This window comes from Anaeromicropila populeti, from assembly GCF_900112775.1.
Taxonomy (GTDB): domain Bacteria; phylum Bacillota; class Clostridia; order Lachnospirales; family Lachnospiraceae; genus Anaeromicropila_A; species Anaeromicropila_A populeti.
The window spans coordinates 1-22283 of the sequence record NZ_FOYZ01000008.1 but is presented as its reverse complement, the minus strand read 5'-3'; the positions used below and the strand labels follow the sequence as shown (position 1 = coordinate 22283).

Sequence of the window (22283 nt, the reverse complement as noted above, 5' to 3'; positions counted from 1 at the left end):
GTCAAATGAATAAAGAGGGGCAGACATGAGGAATATCAGTTCTTTTAGAGACAGAATAATAGGAAAAACAAACAATGTCAAGCTTAGTAAAAAGTTTATTCGTTTCTATTGTTATTGTATGTTGATTCCAGTGATTTTAATTGATACCTGTTTTTTGGTACATATTAATTATAGAGAAAAAGCAGGCCAGACAAAAGAACTTGAGTATGCAGTAGAGACATTAAAATCAGAATTGGTAAATATGTTTAGGAACTGTGTTGATTTATCTAATTATATGTATAGTGATCAGGGAATATACGATTTCTTAACAAGAGAATATACAAACGAAACAGAATATTATGATAACTTTTTTTCTTTTCAAAAAGAGAGCTGCATTGGTTATCTAAAATCAATACAAGTAGTAGAGGATATTCAAGTATATGATGAAAACCCATCTATTATAAGAGGAGATTTTTGTCGTCCACTAGAAGATGCGAAGGACGAAGAATGGTTTCCAGTTATACGGAACCAGGGAGGCAATCTTCTGCTTTATTATACAAACGAAAGTAATAATCATGATTATACTGCAATTGATAAATTAAGAATGATTCAGAAAATGGATAACTTTGGATGCCAGTATGAAATATATGTTGTCATTGATATTAATTTCGAAAAGTTTTATAATTTAATTGATAAGCAGAGCAGGCATGGCGAGATAGTTGTGTACAGTGAGGGAGAACTTTTATTTAGTACAAATAAGAAGCTTTTTTCAGAAGAATCCTTTTCAAATGTGAAGTTTATTACTAAAAATGACAGAGTAATGAAAAGAGATGTTGAAGTATTAGATAAAATTTGGACCATTTGTGTTAGGCAGCCCAAAATTTCCTTATGGAATACTATCATGTGTACCAAAGATATTATTATTATCATTGTTATTATAAATATTTTATTACCGTTTCTTTTGTTGATTGCGGTAGAACGCTCCCTATTAAAAAGGGTAAGCGTACTGGAGGAACATTTTACACAGCTGGAAAATGAGGAATTTAATATTATTATTGGGAATATTGGGAAGGATGAAATTGGTCATCTGATGGAGCATTATAATGCCATGGTGACAAAGGTGAAAAATCTGATAGAGACAACCATTGCCCAGACAAATGAAAAGCGTCTTCTTGAAGTATCTAAAAAGCAGGCAGAGCTGAATGCGCTGAACAGTCAGATTAATCCCCATTTCATGTATAATACCTTGCAGTGTATATGTATGAGATCACTGATTAAAGGTGAACGTGAAACGGCAGAGATTGTCCGAAATTTATCCAGTCTGTTAAGGCAGATGTCAAAATGGAATGAAGATAATATTACCTTTTCAGAAGAAGTCGATTTTGTAACAAAATATTTGAAAATTCAAAAATATCGTTTTGCAGAAAAAATAAATTACCTGATTTTTTTAAATCCGATATGCAAACAAGTAAGAATTCCAAAGCTTTCAATCGTTTCGTTCGTTGAAAATGCGTGTGTGCACGGAATTGAAGGAAGCACTGAAAATGGAAAAATATTTGTTAACATATATCCACACGACAAGGATGTTGTAATTGAAATTGAAGATACGGGATGTGGAATGAATCAACAGCAGATTATTGATTTGAAGCAAAGACTGAAAAATGCGAATATTACTATGTTATATGATTCAAAGAGTACAGGAGTTCTAAATGCATATATTCGCCTTAAAAATTACTTTGGTCATGATTTAAGCTTTGATATCGAGAGTGAAGTTGATGTGGGAACAAAAATTATTATGAAGCTAATCGGGGGACTCAATTTAAACGGGGAGGATTAAAAGATGCTGCAAGTACTAATTGTGGATGATGAACCATATGTTCGTCAAGGTTTAAAGGTACTCATTGATTGGGAAGAAAATGGATATGAAATAGGTGGAGAGGCACAAAATGGTCTTGAGGCAATTGAAGTTATGAAGAAAAAGCAGTTTGACGTAGTATTGGTTGACATTAAAATGCCTAAAATGGATGGTTTGGAGTTTATCACCTATATGCGGGAAAATACCAAATGCAAAAGTAAGTTCGTAATTGTAAGTGGATACAGTGAGTTTACGTATGCAAAGGAAGCTATGAAACTTCAGGTAGAACATTATTTATTAAAGCCGATTGAACCAGATGAACTGATACAGACTCTAAAGTCAATAAAGGAGGATTTGGAGAAACAGAAGAAAGCGGAGCAGGTGAAACACTATACAGATAAAATAGTGGTGGAGCATTACTTATTGGCATCTCTATCAGGAAGAAATAATGAAAAAATTAACAGCGTTTTAAATCGAATTTTTACCGGGCAATCGGAATTTTCTTATATTCATTTAGAAATTGACAGCAGCGATGCAAAGTTTTCAGCTTTATCAAAAGAAGAAAAGACAAAGGTATGGTGGGAATTATATCAGACTCTTGTTAAAAATATGGGAAGATTCCGTGGTAATGTTATTTGTAACTTTAAGCAGAATAATGTATATGAACTAGGGATTCTAGTATCAAATAAACTGCTGGAAAAAGAAGGATGCGAAGACGAAAAGGAATTTATTGAAAAAGTAAAGGAACTGGTAAAGGACGTATTTAGTTTTCATGTTATGTATTATATTGGACAGAAGGTTAATACGATTCAAGAATTGCATTTATCTTATGAGTCGGCATTTGAGCAAAAGGCAAATGACTGCAAGGAAACGGATGGTGAGCTTCTGACTAGAATTGAAGAGGAAATCCATCAGAATTATCAAGGAAACTTAAGTTTAAAGGAGCTAAGTGAAAAATACTTTATGAACAGTGCTTATTTAGGCCAGGTATTTAAGAAAAAGTATGGTGTTTATTTCAAAGATTATCTAAATTCCATACGAATTCAAAAAGCAACAGAGCTGTTAATTTCTAATAACGAGAAAGTGTATCGTATTGCTGAAATGGTGGGATATAACAATGTAGATCATTTTATTAATAAATTTACACAAGAGATGGGGATGACACCAAATAAGTATAGGATGATGTATCGGGAAAAAAATTAAATTATGAAGGTGCATTATGAAGAGATACACAAAACGGGCTGGTATATTAATGATTGTGTGTTCCGTTCTGGCTATTATTTTTTGGGGACATCGAGAATTAAAAAAACGTGGGGCAGAAGATCAAAAGATATATACCGCATTTTTTGCTGCTTATGAAGAACAACTATCTGATTCCAACAGGGTGCAGGAAAGAATTGCGGAGTACACTGGTGCCAAGGTGGAGATGGAATTCGCATCTGGTGATGAGGCAAAGGACAGAATCCGCAGGATGATCGCTGAGAAAGACTACCCGGATTTTCTGGATGGAGGAGATTATCTGTCGGTATTTCTTGACGCCGAAGCATTTGTACCAATAGAAACCTATCTAGAGGACTATCCTAATATAATGTCGTTTTTAACAGAAGAAGAATGGGACAAGCTGCGAATGGAAGATGGACACATCTATTTTATTCCCCAGTTCAGGTCTAACTGTAGTGAAATTACAGAGAGAGAATACAGGGGGCAGGCATTTTGGATTCAAAAGGCTGTATTAGAGTGGGCAGGATACCCGAGGATTAAGACGTTAGATCAATATTTTAAAATAATAGAAGAATATCAAAAAGCCAATCCTGTGATAGAAGGAAAAAGAACAATTGGATTTCAAATCTTATGTGATTCAGAAAGTGATTTTAATTTGGATAATCCACCTCAGCTGCTGGCGGGATACCCCAATGATGGATGTGCTATCGTTGATCCATTGACAAAGCAGGCGCATCTATACGATTTTATTTCAGAAGCTAAGTACTATTATAGAAAATTAAATGAGACATATCACAAAGGTCTTATATTTGCTGAAACATTTGTATCTTCCAGGCAGGAGTATTTAGATAATATCCAGAGTGGCTGCGTACTGGGGATGTTTGAAGATTCCTTTCAATTTAAACAGGCGCAGGACGAATTGTACAAAAACTGGAAAGATGAAAGAACGTATGTACCACTAGCACTGACTATTGATGCCGAAGAAGAACCACATTATTACAGTAAGGAGAACATTAATTTGTCAAATGCCATTGGGATTTCCGTGAATTGTCAGGATGTTAGAGGGGCTTTGCAGTTTATTAATGATTTGCTGGAGCCTGATATTATGACTTTACGATTCTGGGGGGAAGAAAACGTAGATTATCACATTGAAAAGGATGGTCGGTTTTACCGGGATTCCAGGCAAAGAGAAAATATGAGCAGTGAGGAGTGGCTGGCAGGAAATTATTGTACCTATCTACACTTTCCCCACTATGATGGTAAGCTGCCAGATGGAATTAACTACGTAGAACCCAAGGAACAAACTAGGGAATTTAACCATGACCTTTCAGAATACGATAAGTCCTTTTTATCCAAATACGATTATACAACCTGGCTGTCCTTTCTTAATAAGCCAGCAGAGGAGAATACAAAATGGTTTCCACTCTCCCGAAACATTTTAATTTTTAGCACAAACTCGTGGGGCAGCCAGACAGAAAATCAAATAGAGAAGCTGCACAGAGCGTGGCTGCCCAAACTTATTATGACAGAACCAGATCGGTTTGAGGAAATGTGGTTTAAATATGAGACTATTTTTAACAAAGAAATTGATGTAATCAAGTATGAACAGTATCTTACATCCGAAGTACTGAGGATTTGTCAAAAATAGGTTATCCAACAAATTATAGTTAAAATCTATATAATTACATTTTTACTGGATAATTATTGAAAATTATTTCATACTTTTATATAATAAGTTCATAAGTTTTCAAGAAACAACTTAATATGTTTACAAGAATTTATTGATATATATAAACTCTCCCAATAAAAGCACCTAAAGTCCCGTAGGTGCTTTTTACTGTTTATTTTTAAATTCCAATTACTGTAAATAATTATCTAAGAAGCTGATTACTGCGGTTTCATATGCATCCTTGTCAGCTGTAAATACGGCATCACAGTGAGCAGCATTTTCAAAAGTATACATTTCCTTTGGCCCATCAGCCATATTATAAAATTTTTGTGTTTCTGCTAAAGAAACATAAGGATCATTCATACCCTGAAGCAGAATAACTGGCTTTGTCAGACTATCCATTCTGATGTCATAATCGTATTGTTTCATTTCATCTTCCGTTATGTTATATTTCTGGGTAAAAAGATCGATGATACTATCTCTTACATCAAACCAGTTTGGTGGAAGCATACTGCTGTATACACCATCATTTTCAGTAAAGAATGGGAAGCAAGAAGCACCATCTACCACAAGTACTTTAAATTCATCATACAGGCCTCCGGCAACAATTGCCTTATTGGCCCCAGCTGAAAAGCCATAGACTCCGATTTTAGATGCATCAACATCTGTTCTTGTTTTTAAATAATCTGCGGCACTTTTCACATCTTTAATATCGCAGCCATAGCTTGCAGGTGCATATGCTTCTGGAGTGTTATAATAATTCCAGAACCTTGCGTTATAAAGTAATACCTGATATCCGTTATCAATTAAAAACTGTACATTCTGAATTGTCCAGTGCATATTGGTAGCACGACCATGAGCTACAACCAGTGTGCCCTTTGGATTTTCTACTGGAAAGAAAAGTCCTTTTAAGGAAAGTCCGTCACTTGTTGGAATCGTAACATTTTGATAGGTTGAACTTGTAAATTTTGAAACAGGATTTTTTTCAATTAACTGATACCCAATCCGGTGTGGGTTAGCCGATTCAAATTTACTGTAAAAGGTAATAAAAAAGTCTGCAAAGGATTTTTGATAAGCCTGATAATCTAAATAATTTGAATAATTCTGCCATTCCAAATCTTGCTGATTCAGTTCGTCAATAATGTCCGTTAAAGAGATGTTAGTTATTCCGTCAGAGTTATCTGTTGTGCTAGTAACAAAACCAACAGTAACCGTTTCCCCTGGATTAATAACATTATTCCAGTCCATACAAGAGACAACATAATGGTTATCTTCGTGGGAAGTAATAGATCCACACCAGAGACCAGTGATTTCTCCTGAAAAGTCAAATTGAAGTTTCCATTCTTCAATTGGTTCCGTTCCAGTATTGGTAACTTGTAGTTCTCCTACAAAACCACTGTCCCAGGAAAGCTTGACTACATTATTAATTTCGTTGGTACTTTGGGCAGATAATTTAGCAGGTGAATTAATAAGGAAGCTGGAGAGGAAAAGGAAAGAGAATAGTAACATGGTAATAAATCGTTTTTTCATACAAAGACCTCGCTTTCATATAATTTGGTAAACCAGTAAAATATAGGTTTGTAATTACATTTTACTATATATGATGTAGTTTATCAATTGGCTTGCGCATTATGTCGGAAAAAGTGGTATGATAGAAACAGGGCTGCCCACTTATTATGTAGTAGGGCAGCCCTGTTTCAAAAAAATGATATCATTATTGATTTTTTTCTACTTCCTGCATCTTCATTGCACGTACCTTACAAGAAAGACCAAACAAGTTGATAAATCCTTCTGCATCATGGTGGTCATATAAATCACCTGTTGTAAAGGATGCAATGCTTTCGTTATATAAAGAATATGGAGATGTGGTACCAGCTTTTATGATATTTCCTTTATAAAGCTTGAATTTTACTTCACCTGTTACATATGTTTGAGTGCTTTCAATAAAAGCCTGCACTGCTTCACGAAGTGGAGTAAACCATTTTCCTTCGTATACAATATCAGCAAGCTTGTTGCCAATATTCTTTTTCATGGTAAGAGTGTCACGGTCTAATATTAATTCTTCTAATTGCTGGTGTGCTTCCATCAAAATAGTTCCCCCAGGAGTTTCATATACACCACGAGATTTCATGCCAACTACACGGTTTTCCACAATATCAATGATACCAATGCCATGCTTTCCACCTAATTCATTTAAAGTACGTATAATATCGGAAACCTTCATTTTTGTTCCATTTACGCTGACAGGAATTCCTTTTTCAAAAGTCATGGTAACATATTCCCCTTCATCAGGTGCCTTCTCAGGAGTCGTACCTAATACAAGAAGATGCTCAAAGTTTGGTTCACAAGCTGGATCCTCTAGTTCAAGACCTTCATGACTGATGTGCCAAAGGTTACGGTCACGGCTGTAACTGGTATCTGCTGAAAAAGGAAGATCAATGCCATGCTGCTTACAATATTCAATTTCATCTTCACGAGAATTCATTGTCCAGGCATCATTTCTCCATGCGGCAATGATTTTTAAATCTGGAGCAAGTGCTTTAATTCCTAATTCAAAACGAATTTGGTCATTACCCTTTCCAGTAGCACCATGACAGATTGCAGTAGCTCCTTCTTTTCTTGCTACTTCAACAAGTCGTTTGGCAATAACAGGACGAGCCATAGAAGTTCCTAATAAATATTTATTTTCATAAACAGAATTTCCTTGTACACATGGTACCACATATTCATCACAAAATTCATCAATAACATCTTCAATGTATAATTTTTCAGCGCCACAGGAAATTGCCCTTTCCTCTAAACCATCTAGTTCTTCTCCTTGTCCGCAGTCTATACAGCAACAAATAACTTCATAATCAAAATTTTCCTTTAACCAAGGTATAATAGCAGTGGTATCTAATCCGCCTGAATAAGCAAGTATTACTTTTTCCTTCATAATTAATAGACCTCCATTCAAATAGTATCAGAATTATTATCCTAATTTATGATTATAAATATACAACAAACCTTATGATTATTCAAGTCCTATTTCAAAGAATTTTTTAGCGTGTATATAGGAAAACTATTTAAAAAAGAGGTTGCATAAAATACATTGTTGATGTATAATTATTAACAATTTACAGAACGTCAGGAGGAATTGATATGATTAAAGCGGGTATTATCGGATCAACAGGATATGCAGGACAGGAGCTGGTGCGTTTATTACTTCAGCACAAAGAAGTTTCTATTGAATGGTACGGTTCCAGAAGTTATATAGATAAAAAGTATGCAGAGGTGTACGGGAATATGTTTCAGCTGGTGGATCAAACTTGTCTGGATGATAACATGGAGGAACTAGCGGAAAAGGTGGATGTTATCTTTACTGCAACACCTCAGGGCTTATGTGCTTCACTGGTAAATGATAAGATTTTATCGAAAGTAAAAATAATTGATTTAAGTGCTGACTTCCGCATTAAAGATGTGAAAATCTATGAGGAGTGGTATGGGATTGAACACAAGTCACCTCAATATATAGAAGAAGCAGTGTACGGATTGTGTGAAATTAACAGGGAAGACATTAAAGGAGCAAGGTTGATTGCCAATCCAGGATGCTATACGACCTGTTCTATTTTAACCATATATCCGTTGGCAAAAGAAGGTCTGATTCAGATGGAGTCCTTAATTGTGGATGCTAAATCTGGAGTATCTGGTGCAGGGCGTGGAACAAAGGTGGGTAATTTATATTGTGAAGTAAATGAAAGTATAAAGGCTTATGGAATATCCACTCATAGGCATACACCAGAGATAGAAGAACAGCTTTCATATGCCAGTGGAAAAGAGGTAATCATTAATTTTACGCCTCATTTAGTGCCTATGAACAGAGGGATACTGGCAACCGCATATGCAACACTTCAAAAGAAAGTTTCCTATGAAGAAGTAAAAAGCATTTATGATAAATATTATAAAGAGGAGTATTTTGTGCGGGTTCTGGATAAAGATGCTATGCCAGAAACAAGATGGGTAAAAGGAAGCAATTTTGTGGATATTAATTTTAAAATTGATACTAGAACAAACAGGATTGTTATGCTGGGTGCCCTGGATAATGTAGTAAAGGGTGCAGCTGGCCAGGCAGTGCAGAATATGAACATTTTGTTTGGATTGCCTGAAAATACAGGACTACAGTTAGTTCCAATGTTTCCATAAAATTTTAATGACAGAAAAGCGAGACAGTATTTTGAGAAAAGAAAGGGAGGTTTTCCTATGAAACAGATAAATGGAGGCGTTACGATTCCAAAGGGTTTTCAGGCAGCAGGTGTAGCAGCAGGGGTGAAGAAGAATGGAAAAACTGATATGGCACTGATTTTTAGTGAGGTACCAGCAACAGTTGCAGGAGTGTTTACAACAAATGTGGTAAAGGCAGCACCTGTGCAAAGAGACATTAAAATTGTAAAGAATAATGAAACGGTTCAGGCAGTTATTTTGAATGCAGGTAATGCTAATGCATGTACGGGAGAGCCTGGCAAAGAGGCAGATGAAGCAATGGCAGCTGCCGCAGCAGAAGGCTTGAAAATAGATAAAGAAGCAGTTTTAACCGCTTCAACAGGAGTAATCGGTCAGCTGTTACCAGTTGAAAAGGTGACAAAAGGTGCGAAAATGTTAGCAGAGGCACTGTCAGATACAGTAGAAGCAGGTGCATTAGCGGCAGAAGCAATTATGACGACGGATACTTACCGGAAGGAATGTGCAGTAGAGTTTGAAATAGAAGGAAAAACAGTTTCCATTGGTGCCATGACAAAAGGCTCAGGCATGATTCATCCTAATATGGCAACTATGCTGTGTGTAGCAGCAACGGATATTGCCATTACAAAGGAATTACTGCAAAAAGCAATGAGTGAGGTAGTGGAAGATACATTTAACATGATTTCAGTAGATAGAGATACTTCCACTAACGATACCTATGTAATACTGGCGAATCAAAAAGCAGGAAATAATCTTATTACGGTGGAGGATGAAAATTATAAAAAGTTTGTAGAAGCGCTTACCTTCGTTTCCCGAGAGCTTGCAAAGCAGATGGCAGCAGATGGAGAAGGATGTACCAAGCTTTTGGAGATGCAGGTGATTCATGCAGAATCTGTGGAACAGGCAAAGGTACTTAGTAAATCAGTGATTACTTCTAATCTTGTAAAATCAGCTGTATTTGGAAATGATGCAAATTGGGGCAGAATTTTTTGTGCCATGGGATATGCAGGAATTGAATTTAATCCTGATCTGGTGGATTTATATATTGAGAGTGAGGCAGGTAAGCTGAAGCTTGTGGAAAATGGTATGGCAACAGACTATAGTGAGGATTTGGCAACAGAAATTTTATCAGGAAAGACCGTTACTGCCATTGCTGACATGAAAGCTGGAGCCTGCCAAGCTACCGCATGGGGCTGTGATTTGACTTATGATTATGTGAAAATAAATGGAGATTATCGTTCTTAGGAGCAGATTATTGTTAATGTAACAGGAAACTGGAGGATAAAGGAATGGAAAATTATATGAAGGAAATTCTTCTAAAGGCAGAGACTTTAATTGAAGCGTTACCTTATATTCGTGATTTTAATAATAAAAAGGTTGTAGTTAAATATGGCGGAAGTGCCATGTTAGATAAGAAACTGGAAGAAAGCGTTATTAAGGATGTTGCTCTGTTAAAATTAGTTGGTATGAAGCCAATTATTGTTCATGGCGGCGGAAAAGAAATCAGCAAGTGGCTGAATGTAGTTGGTAAGGAAGCAAAGTTTGTGCAGGGACTTCGTGTTACGGATGACGAAACAATGGAAATTGCAGAAATGGTATTAAACCGTGTCAACAAAAATTTAGTTCAGATGATTGAGCAGCTTGGGGTAAAGGCAGTAGGAATTAGTGGTAAAGACGGAGGAACTCTTAAAGTAAATAAAAAGCTTGTAGCAGGTGAGGATATCGGCTTTGTAGGTGATATTAAAGAGGTAGATGCCAGTTTAATCGATACACTTCTAGATAATGATTTCATTCCTGTTATTGCACCAATTGGACTTGGCTATGATTATCAATCCTATAATATTAATGCAGATGATGCAGCATGTGCAGTTGCTACAGCAATAGGCGCAGAAAAATTAGCTTTTTTGACGGATATAGAGGGAGTGTGCAAGGATCCAGCTGATAAAAGTACATTAATTTCGGTATTAACATTAGATGAGGCAAGGTCATTAATTGATGATGGCTATATTGGAGGCGGTATGCTTCCTAAAATCAAAAATTGTATAGATGCAGTAGAAAATGGCGTCAGCAGAGTGCATATATTGGATGGAAGACGGGATCATTGCTTATTGCTTGAGTTTTTTACAAAAAAAGGTATTGGCACAGCTATTATTGATGATAAGAAAACATTGTACCCACACGAAAGTGAGTAGGAGGGAAATTTTCAATGGAAGATATGGAAAAGGAATTAATTCAGACAGCAGAAGACCATTTACTGCATACCTATAACCGCCATCAAATTGTATTGGATAAGGGAGAAGGTGTCTATCTATATGATGTTTCCGGTAAAAAATATCTGGATTTTGGGGCGGGAATTGCAGTCTTTGCATTTGGGTATCAAAAGCAAGAGTTTAACCAGGCAATTAAGGAACAGATTGATAAATTGATTCATACCTCAAATTTGTTTTATCATGTGCCATTGGCAGAGGCATCCAAGAAACTTGCAGAAGCTACAGGACTTGATCAGGTGTTCTTTACAAACAGTGGAACGGAAGCTATCGAAGGTGCAATTAAGATAGCACGTAAATATGCTTATCTTAAAAATCCAGAGAAGCAGACAGAGATTATTTCAATGAATCATTCCTTTCATGGAAGGAGTCTGGGGGCTTTGACGGTAACGGGAAATCAGAAATACCAGGAGCCATTTAAGCCGCTTATTGGCGGCGTTGTATACGCTGATTTCAATAATCTGGATAGTGTGAAGGAAAAAGTAAATGACAATACCTGTGCCATTATTGTGGAAACAGTACAAGGTGAAGGTGGCATTTATCCAGCGGATAAGGAATTTTTACAAGGTATCCGTCAATTATGTGATGAGCAGGATTTGGTTATGATATGTGATGAAATTCAGTGCGGAATGGGAAGAACTGGAACGATGTTTGCTTATGAAGGGTGTGAAATCAAACCAGATGTGGTGACTTGTGCAAAAGCATTAGGCTGTGGAATACCAGTTGGCGCTGTTGTGGCATCCAAGAGGGTTGGGGATGCCATGGTGCCAGGAGATCATGGCACTACCTATGGAGGCAATCCGTTGGCAGCCAGTGCTGTAAATATTGTTTTTGATTTGTTTGAGCAGGAAAAGGTTTTGGAACATGTGAAGGAAATTGCTCCATATCTGGAACAAAAATTAGAGGAACTGACAGAACAATATGATTGTATTGTGGAACGCCGTGGAAAAGGTCTAATGCAGGGGCTGGAATTTAATAAGCCGGTCAGTGAAGTGGTAAAGAAAGCGTTAGAGAATGGTCTGATTCTGGTATCAGCAGGTACCAACATTATCCGTTTTGTTCCACCGCTGGTAATTACAAAGGAACATGTGGATGAAATGATTGATAAGCTGAAGGCATCCATTTAGGAAAAGACAAGTATTCATAATCTGCATATTTCCCCCACATCTGCGAAATACTATCAAAAACAGGAGGTATTTCAGATGTGGGGTATTTTTATTGCATTGCTTTCAGGAGCTTTGATGAGTATTCAGGGCGTATTTAACACAGGAGTAACGAAACAGACTAGTGTATGGATAGCAGCTGGATTTGTACAGCTTTCAGCGCTTATGGTATGTGTAGCAGCATGGTTTATTACAGGCAGAGAGAGTAATTTTACAGATCTTTTCAAAATAGACGGGAAATATATGCTGCTAGGAGGTGTGATTGGAGCCTTTATTACGTACACCGTTATTCAGAGTATGGAAAGCCTGGGACCTGCAAGGGCTGTTATGTTAATTGTAACGGCACAGCTGGCAATTGCATATATCATTGAGCTATTGGGCTGGTTTGGAGCAGAAAAGGCAGATTTTGAATGGAAAAAAATAATAGGGTTAGCCATTACAATTGCTGGGATTATACTTTTTAAGTGGGAAACTTAAAAGAAAAAAATATTTTTTGTGAAATACTTATAAATTTATCAAAAAAATTATTTTGCTATTGTATTACAACATTTATTTATGTAGAATAAAGATATATCTCATTTATTTCCTGACATAGAGGGTTTGGAAGGGAGATATCTTGGATAAATTCAGAAACAAAGGAATACTATTGATTGTAGGTGCATTGTGCATATGCATATTAAATATCGGATATCAATTTCTAAAAAATGCAGACAAAATCCAAAATGAAGAACAGTGGACGTTGGATCTTGAGGAATCAAATTCGGAGAATGTGAATACTTCTGATGCAGTTCTGGCGGTAGAAACAAATCAACCCAAAGAAAGCAGTACATTGAACGAGTTAAGCACATATTATTGTCACATATGTGGTGAAGTATTACGGCCTGGGGTTTACTCTTTTGCAGAAGGAACCAGGCTGGAGAAAGTGATTGAAGATGCTGGTGGTTTTACCAAGGATGCAGCATGTGATTATTTAAATCTGGCTCAAGTCGTGAAGGATGGAGAGAAAATTTATGTTCCTTCCCGTCAAGAAACGGAACAGATGGAGGCAGGTAATCTGTCCCAAGGGACTGTACTGGATGTAGAACAGGATGGTTTAGTGAATCTGAATACGGCAGATGCGGAGTTACTTATGACCTTACCAGGAATTGGAGAAGCCAAAGCTGAAAGCATATTAAGTTACCGGGCAGAACATAATGGATTTCAAAAAATAGAAGAACTAATGGAAATTGAAGGTATCAAGGAAGGCGTGTTTAACAAGATAAAAGATTTGATTACGATTTAGTAACGAGGTGAAGGATTTGGAGAAGAAAGTGCTGGTAGTTGACGATGAGAAGCTTATAGTAAAGGGAATCCGCTTTAGCTTAGAACAAGATGACATGGAGGTTGATTGTGCTTATGATGGAGAGGAAGCACTGGAGGCAGTAAAAAAGAAGGAATATGACGTGGTTCTGCTGGATGTCATGCTTCCTAAAATGAATGGATTTGAGGTTTGCCAGCAAATCCGTGAATTTTCTAATATTCCAATTATCATGCTGACTGCAAAGGGTGATGATATGGATAAAATATTAGGATTAGAATATGGTGCAGATGATTATATTACAAAGCCTTTTAATATTCTGGAGGTAAAGGCAAGAATTAAGGCAATTATCAGAAGAAGCGGAACTGTGAAAACAGAGAGAGAGGATTCTTCCAAAATAGTCAGCTTTAAAGAGTTGAAGGTAGATTGTGAAAGCCGCAGAGTTTATATCTCCAGCAAAGAGGTAAACCTAACAGCAAAAGAGTTTGATTTACTGGAATTGCTGATTTTCAATCCAAATAAGGTTTACAGCAGAGAAAGCCTGTTAAATACAGTGTGGGGATATGATTATCCTGGTGATGTAAGGACAGTTGATGTTCATATAAGACGTCTGCGAGAGAAAATAGAAGAAAATCCAAGTGATCCTCTTTATATACATACAAAGTGGGGAGTTGGCTACTTTTTTCAGAATTAGTTTTATATTGAAGAAGTTCTCCGGAACTTCTTTTTTCCAGTGGAAATGAAGGCGGTGAGTACAATTTTTAAGAAACTTAAGCAGCGTTTTGTAATTTTACAGAGTATGCGCCTGCAATTACTGGTGGTTTGTATATTTTTAGGGACTTTGCCAATGCTTGTTTTCTCCAGACTGATTATTTCATCTTATGAAACCCAGGCAATGAAGCAGAGAGTAACCGAATTGTCCCAGCATGGCAATATGATAGCTAACTTACTGGTTTCTTCTAATTATATTATAAATGCAGAGCAGTCGGATTTTACAAGTGTTATTAGTGAAATTGAGCAGGTGGCGGAAATTTATAACGGCAGGATTCTGATTGTAGACAGCAATCTACATGTAATGAAGGATACTTTTGGTGTGGAAGAGACAAAGACGCTGATTTCAGAAGAAGCTATAAAAGGTTTAAGGGGAACGGAGAGTCAGTACATCGACAATAAAAATCACTATATTGAGCTTACCATTCCCGTTATGAATTCTACAACAAAAGAGAAGCTTGGTGCCATTATTATGAGCTTTTCAATTAAAAACATTCATGAAATTTATGTAAATATGAATCAAAAAGCAACTACCTTTTTAGTGGTACTGGGAATTGTAGTGATTATGTTTGCAGCGTTTTACTCGGCTTTTCTAGTGAAACCATTGAAACAGGTGACAGCGTCTATAGATAGGTGGACCAATGGATATATGGAGGAAAAGGTTTCTATTAAAGGCTTTCTGGAAATGGAAAATATTTCGGCGTCCTTTAACCATATGCTGAACCGCCTTCAGAAGCTGGAGGATTCCAGGCAGGAGTTTGTTTCGAATGTATCCCATGAATTAAAGACACCGATTACATCCATTAAGGTTCTGGCAGATTCTCTTTTGTCTCAGGAGGATGTTCCTGGTGAACTTTACAAAGAATTTCTTGTGGACATTACAGAAGAAATTGAACGGGAAAATAAAATTATTAATGATTTGCTGTCACTTGTTAAAATGGATAAAAAGTCTGGTGAGATGAACATTTCCAGTGTAAATATTAATGGCCTGGTGGAACAAATTTTGAAAAGACTCCAGCCTATTGCTGATAAGAGAAATATTGAGCTGGTATTTGAGACTTTCCGTCCTGTAATTGCAGAGGTGGATGAAGTAAAAATTTCACTGGCAATTAATAATTTAATTGAAAATGCAATCAAATATAATTATGAGGATGGCTGGGTTCATGTTACTTTAAATGCAGATCATAAGTTTTTTTACTTAAAGGTTGCAGATTCTGGAGTTGGCATTCCAGAGGATGCACAAGACAGTATTTTTGAACGTTTTTATCGTGTGGACAAGGCCCGTTCCAGAGAGACCGGCGGTACAGGTCTTGGATTGTCTATTACCCGAAATGCAGTTCTTATGCATAGAGGAGCAATTAAGGTATATAGTAAGGAACAAGAAGGCACTACCTTTACAGTGCGGATTCCACTTACTTATATTGCTTAAGGAGGTTGGCTGGCAGATGAAAAAGAAAGTTTTATTTGGGTGCTGGAGCATCCTGTTTATCCTGTGCCTTACTTCCTGTCAAAAGAAAGAACAGACCACTCCTAACAGTTTGGCTACACAGGTGTTTTATGTAAATAGTGATGATACAAAGGTGGTAGGAGAAGGTTATGAAGTGAAAGCTGTTGAAGTTGAGGAACAAATATGGGAATACTTGGAGGCGATGGAACGTGAACCAGAATCCATTAAGCTGAAAGTGGCAAAACCAGAAACGATAAAGGTTCTGGATATAGAATTAAAAGATAATGGGCAGTTAACACTTTATTTTGATGCTAATTATTTCAGTTTGACTGGAGTGAAGGAAATACTATGCAGAGCTGCTATTATCAAAACTCTTTGTCAGATTGAAAAAGTAGAATATGTGGAATTTTATGTAGGCGGCGAACCACTTATGGAAACTCATGAGAAGCCAGTGGGTTTCCAAAAAGCAGATGACTTTGTAGACAATACGGGAGGAGAAACAGATTTCTATCAGACCGTGACAATGACGTTGTTTTTTGCAAATCAGAAGGGAAATGCACTAAAGGAAATTCATGTGAAGGCTCAGTTTGATGGAACAATTACACTGGAGCAGCTGATTTTGCAAAATCTGATTGATGGACCAGATGAAATCGGTGGAGTAGAGGAAGATAGTATCTATCCTACGATTCCAAGTGGAACATCCTATTTAAAAACCGTAATTAAAGATGGCATCTGTTATGTGGATTTAAATGAAAATTTTCTAAATGAGCTTCCAGATATTGATCCAGAAGTAATCATTTATTCTATTGTAAATTCACTGGTGGAAATGTCAACAGTGGATAAGGTACAGTTTACCATTGGTGGGGAAACGGTGAAAAGCTATAAGGGGATTGGGTTCGACGCGCCATTTGAGCGTAATCTGGATCTTGTGAAAAATAAATCATAATAATTTAGTAAAAGTGTCACTGGCATTGCTTTTATTCATAAATATTGCCAGTGGCAGGACTACAGAAAAGAGGGATGCTTTTGGTCAGACGGCCTCTGATTTATATATTTGGTACCTATGTCTTGGGTATTTTTGTGTTCTATCACTTCAAAAATGATTATTCAAAATTAATTGTTACCATTCTTTTTCTTCTATTTATATTTAGTATTCTAGTGCTTGAAAAATTCAAATATAATCAATCTAGATGTTTCAATTTTTCTTTTGTTCTATTACTTTCAATTATAGCTTTTTATTTTTTCGGTATGTATCGTACAGAGGCAAGGTTTCCAGGAAATATTTTAAAGCTGGAGGGCAGAGAAACCAAGTATGTATCAGTAAAAGGTATTGCTGCCAAGGTGACTGCAAAAACAGCCTATCAGGAAATACTGCTACAGGATGTGTGTGGAAGCGGCATTTATTTTAGTGATATGATTGTGCGGGACAAGTCCTTTTGTGAAATTGCACCTGGAAATGAAATTGTTGTCTCGGGAACGGTATCGTGTTTTCAACCCCCGAATAATGCCGGTCAGTTCAATGAGAAAGAGTATTATTTGGGTATAAATATTCTGTACCAGCTGTCAGCAAAAAAAATAATGGTTACGAGTAACAGTCAGACAATAGAAAATAAATTTTTATTTCCATTGAAAACTAAGCTGAAAAATAGTTACTATAACGTTTTGCCAGAAGGGGATGCTGCAATGATTACAGCAATGGTACTGGGGGAAAAAGGGGAAATGAATGCTGAAATTAAGGAATTATATCAAAAGGCAGGTATTGCACATATTTTGGCAATCTCGGGTCTACATATTTCTGTTTTGTGTCTGTTTTTCTTCCAGCTTCTGAAAAAAGCAGGGCTGCATCATTTTTATGCCAGCGGGGCGTGTATTCTTTTAGTGTATTTGTACGGAATACTGACAGGCTTTGGGGTGTCTGTAATTCGGTCGGTAATTATGATGATAGCGATGATGGTAGGGGGCATAATAGGGAGGACCTATGATTCCAAATCAGCAGCAGCTTTAAGTGGACTGCTTATCTTACTGGATAAACCACTCCAGCTTTTTCAATGTGGTTTTTTGTTATCTTATACAGCACTTCTGGGTATTCTATATATTTATCCTGTCTTATCGGAACTGTTTGAGGAACTGGTTAAGGAACAGCTTCGGAAAAGGAAGGAAACAGGGATTGCAGAAGGAGGAGGCCTGCAAAAATGTCTTTGGAACTTTTGCCATTGGATTGCTTTGGGAGTTTTAATGGGGTTCTCCATTCAAATGGCAACTCTGCCAGTGATTCTGTGGTTCTTTTATGAATTTCCACCCTTTAGTCCTTTTCTGAATTTACTGGTTCTTCCATTCACAACAGTATTAATTCTGTTAGCCTTTCTGGCAGGAATTTTGGGGCTGTTCTGGTTGCCAGCAGGAACATTTTTTGCAGGTAGTATTCATGCTATCCTTTCTTTTTATGAACTGCTATGCCAGCTGTCCCGAAAAATACCATACAGCACAATCATTATAGGAAGACCAGACGGCATTTTGATTGTCCTATACTATGGAACAATTTTGCTTTTTCTGCTTGGTACCAGCAGAAAACTTATGAAATTTTTGAAAAGCACAGCTTTGGAAAAATGGTACAGGCGCCAGTACGGAATCTGTTTTCTTCTGCTATTAGGTATTATTTTTGTAAAAATCCCAAAGGAAGACCTGTCAGTAACTTTCTTAGATGTTGGGCAGGGGGATTGTATTTGTATTGAAAACAGGGAGGGAGAGGCTATTTTGGTAGACGGAGGAAGTACCAGTGTGCAAAAGGTTGGGGCATATCGTATGCTGCCATTTCTAAAGTGGAATGGAATTTCTCGTATTGCTTATTGTATGGTGAGTCACATGGATACGGATCACATAGGCGGTGTACGTGAAATATTGGAAGAATCCATTGAAAATCCCAATGGGACAGTCCGCATTGAAAATTTAGTTATGCCAGATACGAATTTGCGGGATGAGGTGTTTTATGAACTGGTGAACCTGGCGGAGCAAGCAGGTACAAAGGTGATTTATATGGGAAGGGGAAGTACGCTTTCTATCGGTAATTTGAAACTGGAATGTCTGCATCCTTACTTTTCTTTTCCCGCGCAAAGCAGCAATGCCTATTCTATGGTGCTTAGTCTTCGATATAATGGTTTTTCCCTGCTTCTGACAGGTGATTTGGAAGAGCAGGGGGAACAGGTGCTGCTGGATTCTGGAATTCTTTCTTCCTATGATGTACTGAAGATAGCACATCATGGTTCTAAATTTTCTACGTCGGAAGCTTTTTTGAAACAGATTCATCCATCCTGCGCCGTAATTTCCTGCGGTGAGAAAAACTCTTATGGTCATCCCCACAAGGAATTATTGAACCGCTTGGAGCAGGAAAGGATAAAAACATATCTTACTATGCAGTCAGGGGCAGTAGCAATTGGGATAAAGAAACAGAAGGTTTACATCAGTACCCAGTAAGGATAAATTGTACTATTCTGTATTTTTATAGTAAAATTATTTATTGTCATTTTTTTGCGCTTATGATATAATTCTATGTCAAAGATGTAAATGTTAATAAAATGGGAAGGGGTGTGCAATTTTGTACTTTTTCTTCTCATTTAAAGTTTTAACCTACATAAGATAAAAACAGATATTAAATTGCCTGTCGGAACAGAAGATGCAAAATGGTATATTGGGGGTTCGTTGAGAGCCAGCAATATCAGTGTGAAAGAAAACAGAATTCAAGAAAACATGAAAGGGAATATGGTATCTATCGGAATGTAATATCATATAGGAAACGTAATGAGTATGAAAGTAACCCGTACATCTAGTACAACAACTTCTTCTGCAAAAAGTGGAAGCAAGACAAGCAATAGTACTTCAAGCAGTTCAAATAAGAGCAGCAGTAAAACAAGCAGTAGCAAAAGTTCGAGTTCAAGTAAGTGCAGTAGTAAAACAAGTAGTAGTAAAAGTTCGACTGCCACTAAGAGCAGTAGTAAAACGAGCAGTAGTAAAAGTTTGACTTCAACTAAGAGTAGCAGTAAAACAAGTAGTAGCAAAAGTCCAACTTCAACTAAAAGCAACAGCAATACTACAACTTCATCAAAGAGCACGATAAAAGAAAGCAGTAGCAAGCCTATCAGTGCAACAAAAACAAGTAGCAACAAAATGCTAGGCTTATCTGCTGTGAGCAGTGCATCCAAAATGGAAGGTAAGATAGCCAGTAATTCTAATAGTACGAATTCAACTGTACATAGTAATATAAATAGGGTAATCAGTGGAGTCAAATACATAACGGATGCCCCCATAATCTATACGAAACAAGCATTAAAGTCAACGGTCGTCAGCAGTGCAACTGCATTAGCAAAGAATACAACGAAAGATTATATTCCAGGGATGCCGTCTAGTGATTATGAAAAATATAAGAATTCCTTAGAGTCAAAGTTCAATGGAAAGACTCCTGCTATTAATAAGATGCTGGATAATCTAGATAAAGATACCTCTTTGAAATTGTCAGATGATAAAAAGGCATCAATGGTAGTTGCAGGCGAGAAACTTTTAAACAAGGGATATGAGCCTGAATTTGTGGCAGGTGTACTTGGAAATATCATGAATGAGGGAGAGGCGGGAAAATTTGAAAGTTCAAATTACTCGTCCGAGCCACAGAGTAAACCAGATTATTTAGTATACATGGATAACCATTTTAATTATCGAGAGAACTTTTCAGGTCAAAACATAAGTGAAGTCGGGATAAAAGAGACAATTAAATTACAGAAGAAGGTAGAAGCAACCCAATACTATGATGAAGATGGAATACTTTTATACAAAGGAAAATTTGGATTAGGTACATGCCAATTTACTGGTTCAAGAACTACACAATTACTTGACTGTTATGCAGATTACTACAAAAAAACGCAAAACAATCATCCATCGAAGGAGGATTGTATTAGAATTGAAGTGGACTTTATGATAGGAGAAATAGATGGAAGTTACAACAAAGTGGTTTATCAAGCATGGAAAAAAGGAAGTAAAACTGCAAGCAGTGCAGGTGAAATATTTTGCAAGCAATATGAAAGACCAGAAGATATGGAAAATCAATCAAAAGAAAGAGGAGATAATGCTACAAAAATATATGATATAATGAAGAAGTAGGTGAAACAAGTGAAGAGAGTGAAATTAATTTACATGATCCTGATTGTAGTCGCATTACTACTGTCATCATGTGGAATCAAAGAAAATGTTGCAAGCGAAGAAAAGATATTAAACACTCCATATCCAACTGAAGATAACAATTTAGTTACTGTAGAGCCAGAAAAAGAGTTGGATGATTCAAACAACAAAGATGATATAGAAGTGAGCACAGCACCAGATGAGGAGGTTAAAGAAAGTGCTGATCCTTATGTGGGAGTATATAACGATCCAAGTATTGATGAGCCTTGCCTTAAAATAGAGAAGGATAAGGATGGTGTATATTTGATAAAAATTGGTCTTCATAGAGTAACGACATTGGACCAATGCAAAGGAGTCGTGAAAGACAATAAATTGGAATTTAGTACAAATGAAATATTTGATGATGAGTTAAAAGGTAAAATAACATTAGACGGAGACATTGCAAAAGTGGTGTTTTTTGGTGATGAATGGCTAGATTTCGCAGGATACAATGTTATCAAATTTGAGAAGATATCTGATGTACCTTACGACATTTCATAATGATAAGGACAACTTTTCTTAGCTAATATCTCTGAGCAAGTTATGAATGAATGAGCTATGGAGCAAAAAAATGAAGATGGTTCTTATAAAAATGATTTAAGAGAAGAAGCAATATCTTTTAGACCAGGGGGGGTTATTTGGTATCCCCCCTAACTCAAAGGGGGTAAAGGGGGATAGCCGTAGGGGGTATTTCAATTTACCCCCATTGTTTTTGCTAATTAGTAATAAGAAAGTATGTTTAGACGGGTCTACATATTTCTGTTTTGTGTCTGTTTTTCTTCCAGCTTCTGAAAAAAGCAGGGCTGCATCATTTTTATGCCAGCGGGGCGTGTATTCTTTTAGTGTATTTGTACGGAATACTGACAGGCTTTGGGGTGATGTTGTATAATAAAAATTGCCACCCTATTCTCAAGGATTTTGATATATAATAAATACAAGAAGAGGAGAATTGAGATGGCAGAAAAACGAATTACAAAATCATATGATCAAGAATTTAAAGCACAAGCAGTAAAACTTGCACAGGAAATAGGCGGGCATAAAGCCGCTGCAGAACTTGGGCTTCCAACAGGTACTATTTATACATGGATAAAAGCATTTAAGGAGGGACGCTTAGAGGCAAAAGAGGCTGTTCATACGCCAAATAATGCATTATCTCTTAATGAAGAGTTAATTGAGCTCAGAAAACGCGTTAGA

At 36.7% G+C, this 22283-nt stretch carries 20 protein-coding genes; 18 read left to right on the top strand and 2 right to left on the bottom strand.

Features of this window, described 5'->3' with window-relative positions:
* Positions 1-25: 25 nt before the first annotated feature.
* Genes BM305_RS10865 through BM305_RS10855 form a run of 3 tightly spaced genes read left to right on the top strand, consistent with a single transcriptional unit; the run spans position 26 to position 4703 of the window.
* Positions 26-1816, top strand: a complete 1791-nt coding sequence (locus BM305_RS10865) for a sensor histidine kinase (protein ID WP_092560720.1) — start codon at positions 26-28, stop codon at positions 1814-1816.
* A gap of 3 nt (positions 1817-1819) precedes the next feature.
* Positions 1820-3037: a response regulator transcription factor gene (locus BM305_RS10860; protein ID WP_092560719.1), complete on the top strand. Its 1218-nt coding sequence runs from the start codon at positions 1820-1822 to the stop codon at positions 3035-3037.
* Between the two features lie 16 nt (positions 3038-3053).
* Entirely contained in the window at positions 3054-4703 is a 1650-nt protein-coding gene (locus BM305_RS10855) for a type 2 periplasmic-binding domain-containing protein (RefSeq protein ID WP_092560718.1), read from the top strand.
* Positions 4704-4913: 210 nt separating this feature from the next.
* On the opposite strand, the gene BM305_RS10850 is transcribed toward BM305_RS10855, so the two are convergent.
* Both BM305_RS10850 and BM305_RS10845 read right to left on the bottom strand, forming a co-directional pair.
* Complete coding sequence (locus BM305_RS10850; protein ID WP_092560717.1) at positions 4914-6254, bottom strand: cellulose binding domain-containing protein; 1341 nt, start codon at positions 6252-6254, stop codon at positions 4914-4916.
* Between the two features lie 184 nt (positions 6255-6438).
* Positions 6439-7659 carry an argininosuccinate synthase gene (locus tag BM305_RS10845; RefSeq protein ID WP_092560716.1) on the bottom strand — a complete coding sequence of 407 codons (1221 nt, stop codon included), beginning with the start codon at positions 7657-7659 and terminating at the stop codon, positions 6439-6441.
* A 206-nt stretch (positions 7660-7865) separates the two neighbouring features.
* Between BM305_RS10845 and argC the strand changes: the two genes are divergently transcribed.
* From argC to BM305_RS10775, 15 genes are all read left to right on the top strand, one after another.
* On the top strand, positions 7866-8906 hold the full coding sequence (argC, locus tag BM305_RS10840) for an N-acetyl-gamma-glutamyl-phosphate reductase (RefSeq protein ID WP_092560715.1): 1041 nt from the start codon (positions 7866-7868) through the stop codon (positions 8904-8906).
* A 57-nt stretch (positions 8907-8963) separates the two neighbouring features.
* Positions 8964-10187: a bifunctional glutamate N-acetyltransferase/amino-acid acetyltransferase ArgJ gene (gene argJ, locus BM305_RS10835; protein WP_092560714.1), complete on the top strand. Its 1224-nt coding sequence runs from the start codon at positions 8964-8966 to the stop codon at positions 10185-10187.
* A gap of 44 nt (positions 10188-10231) precedes the next feature.
* Positions 10232-11134 carry an acetylglutamate kinase gene (gene argB / locus BM305_RS10830; RefSeq protein ID WP_092560713.1) on the top strand — a complete coding sequence of 301 codons (903 nt, stop codon included), beginning with the start codon at positions 10232-10234 and terminating at the stop codon, positions 11132-11134.
* Between the two features lie 23 nt (positions 11135-11157).
* Positions 11158-12336, top strand: coding sequence for an aspartate aminotransferase family protein (locus BM305_RS10825; RefSeq protein WP_177214704.1), 1179 nt, complete (start codon positions 11158-11160; stop codon positions 12334-12336).
* Positions 12337-12411: 75 nt separating this feature from the next.
* Positions 12412-12849, top strand: a complete 438-nt coding sequence (locus tag BM305_RS10820; RefSeq protein ID WP_092560711.1) for a DMT family transporter — start codon at positions 12412-12414, stop codon at positions 12847-12849.
* Positions 12850-12988: 139 nt separating this feature from the next.
* The gene (locus BM305_RS10815) at positions 12989-13654 is read left to right on the top strand and encodes a helix-hairpin-helix domain-containing protein (protein ID WP_092560710.1); all 666 of its coding nucleotides are present in this window, start codon (positions 12989-12991) and stop codon (positions 13652-13654) included.
* A gap of 16 nt (positions 13655-13670) precedes the next feature.
* Entirely contained in the window at positions 13671-14363 is a 693-nt protein-coding gene (locus tag BM305_RS10810) for a response regulator transcription factor (RefSeq protein WP_092560709.1), read from the top strand.
* A gap of 45 nt (positions 14364-14408) precedes the next feature.
* On the top strand, positions 14409-15869 hold the full coding sequence (locus BM305_RS10805; protein WP_092560708.1) for a sensor histidine kinase: 1461 nt from the start codon (positions 14409-14411) through the stop codon (positions 15867-15869).
* A 16-nt stretch (positions 15870-15885) separates the two neighbouring features.
* Complete coding sequence (locus BM305_RS10800) at positions 15886-16833, top strand: GerMN domain-containing protein (RefSeq protein ID WP_177214687.1); 948 nt, start codon at positions 15886-15888, stop codon at positions 16831-16833.
* 74 nt (positions 16834-16907) lie between these two features.
* Entirely contained in the window at positions 16908-19358 is a 2451-nt protein-coding gene (locus BM305_RS10795) for a DNA internalization-related competence protein ComEC/Rec2 (protein WP_092560706.1), read from the top strand.
* Between the two features lie 376 nt (positions 19359-19734).
* Positions 19735-19902, top strand: coding sequence for a hypothetical protein (locus BM305_RS19340; protein WP_207649482.1), 168 nt, complete (start codon positions 19735-19737; stop codon positions 19900-19902).
* A gap of 146 nt (positions 19903-20048) precedes the next feature.
* Positions 20049-21032 carry a phage tail tip lysozyme gene (locus BM305_RS10785; RefSeq protein WP_092560704.1) on the top strand — a complete coding sequence of 328 codons (984 nt, stop codon included), beginning with the start codon at positions 20049-20051 and terminating at the stop codon, positions 21030-21032.
* Between the two features lie 9 nt (positions 21033-21041).
* A complete protein-coding gene (locus BM305_RS10780; protein ID WP_143099161.1) occupies positions 21042-21590 on the top strand; it encodes a hypothetical protein in 549 nt (182 codons plus the stop codon).
* Between the two features lie 211 nt (positions 21591-21801).
* Complete coding sequence (locus BM305_RS19110; protein WP_207649481.1) at positions 21802-21978, top strand: hypothetical protein; 177 nt, start codon at positions 21802-21804, stop codon at positions 21976-21978.
* Between the two features lie 65 nt (positions 21979-22043).
* Positions 22044-22283, top strand: a 240-nt coding sequence (locus BM305_RS10775; RefSeq protein WP_143099160.1) for a transposase, incomplete at its 3' end; no start/stop codon positions are given.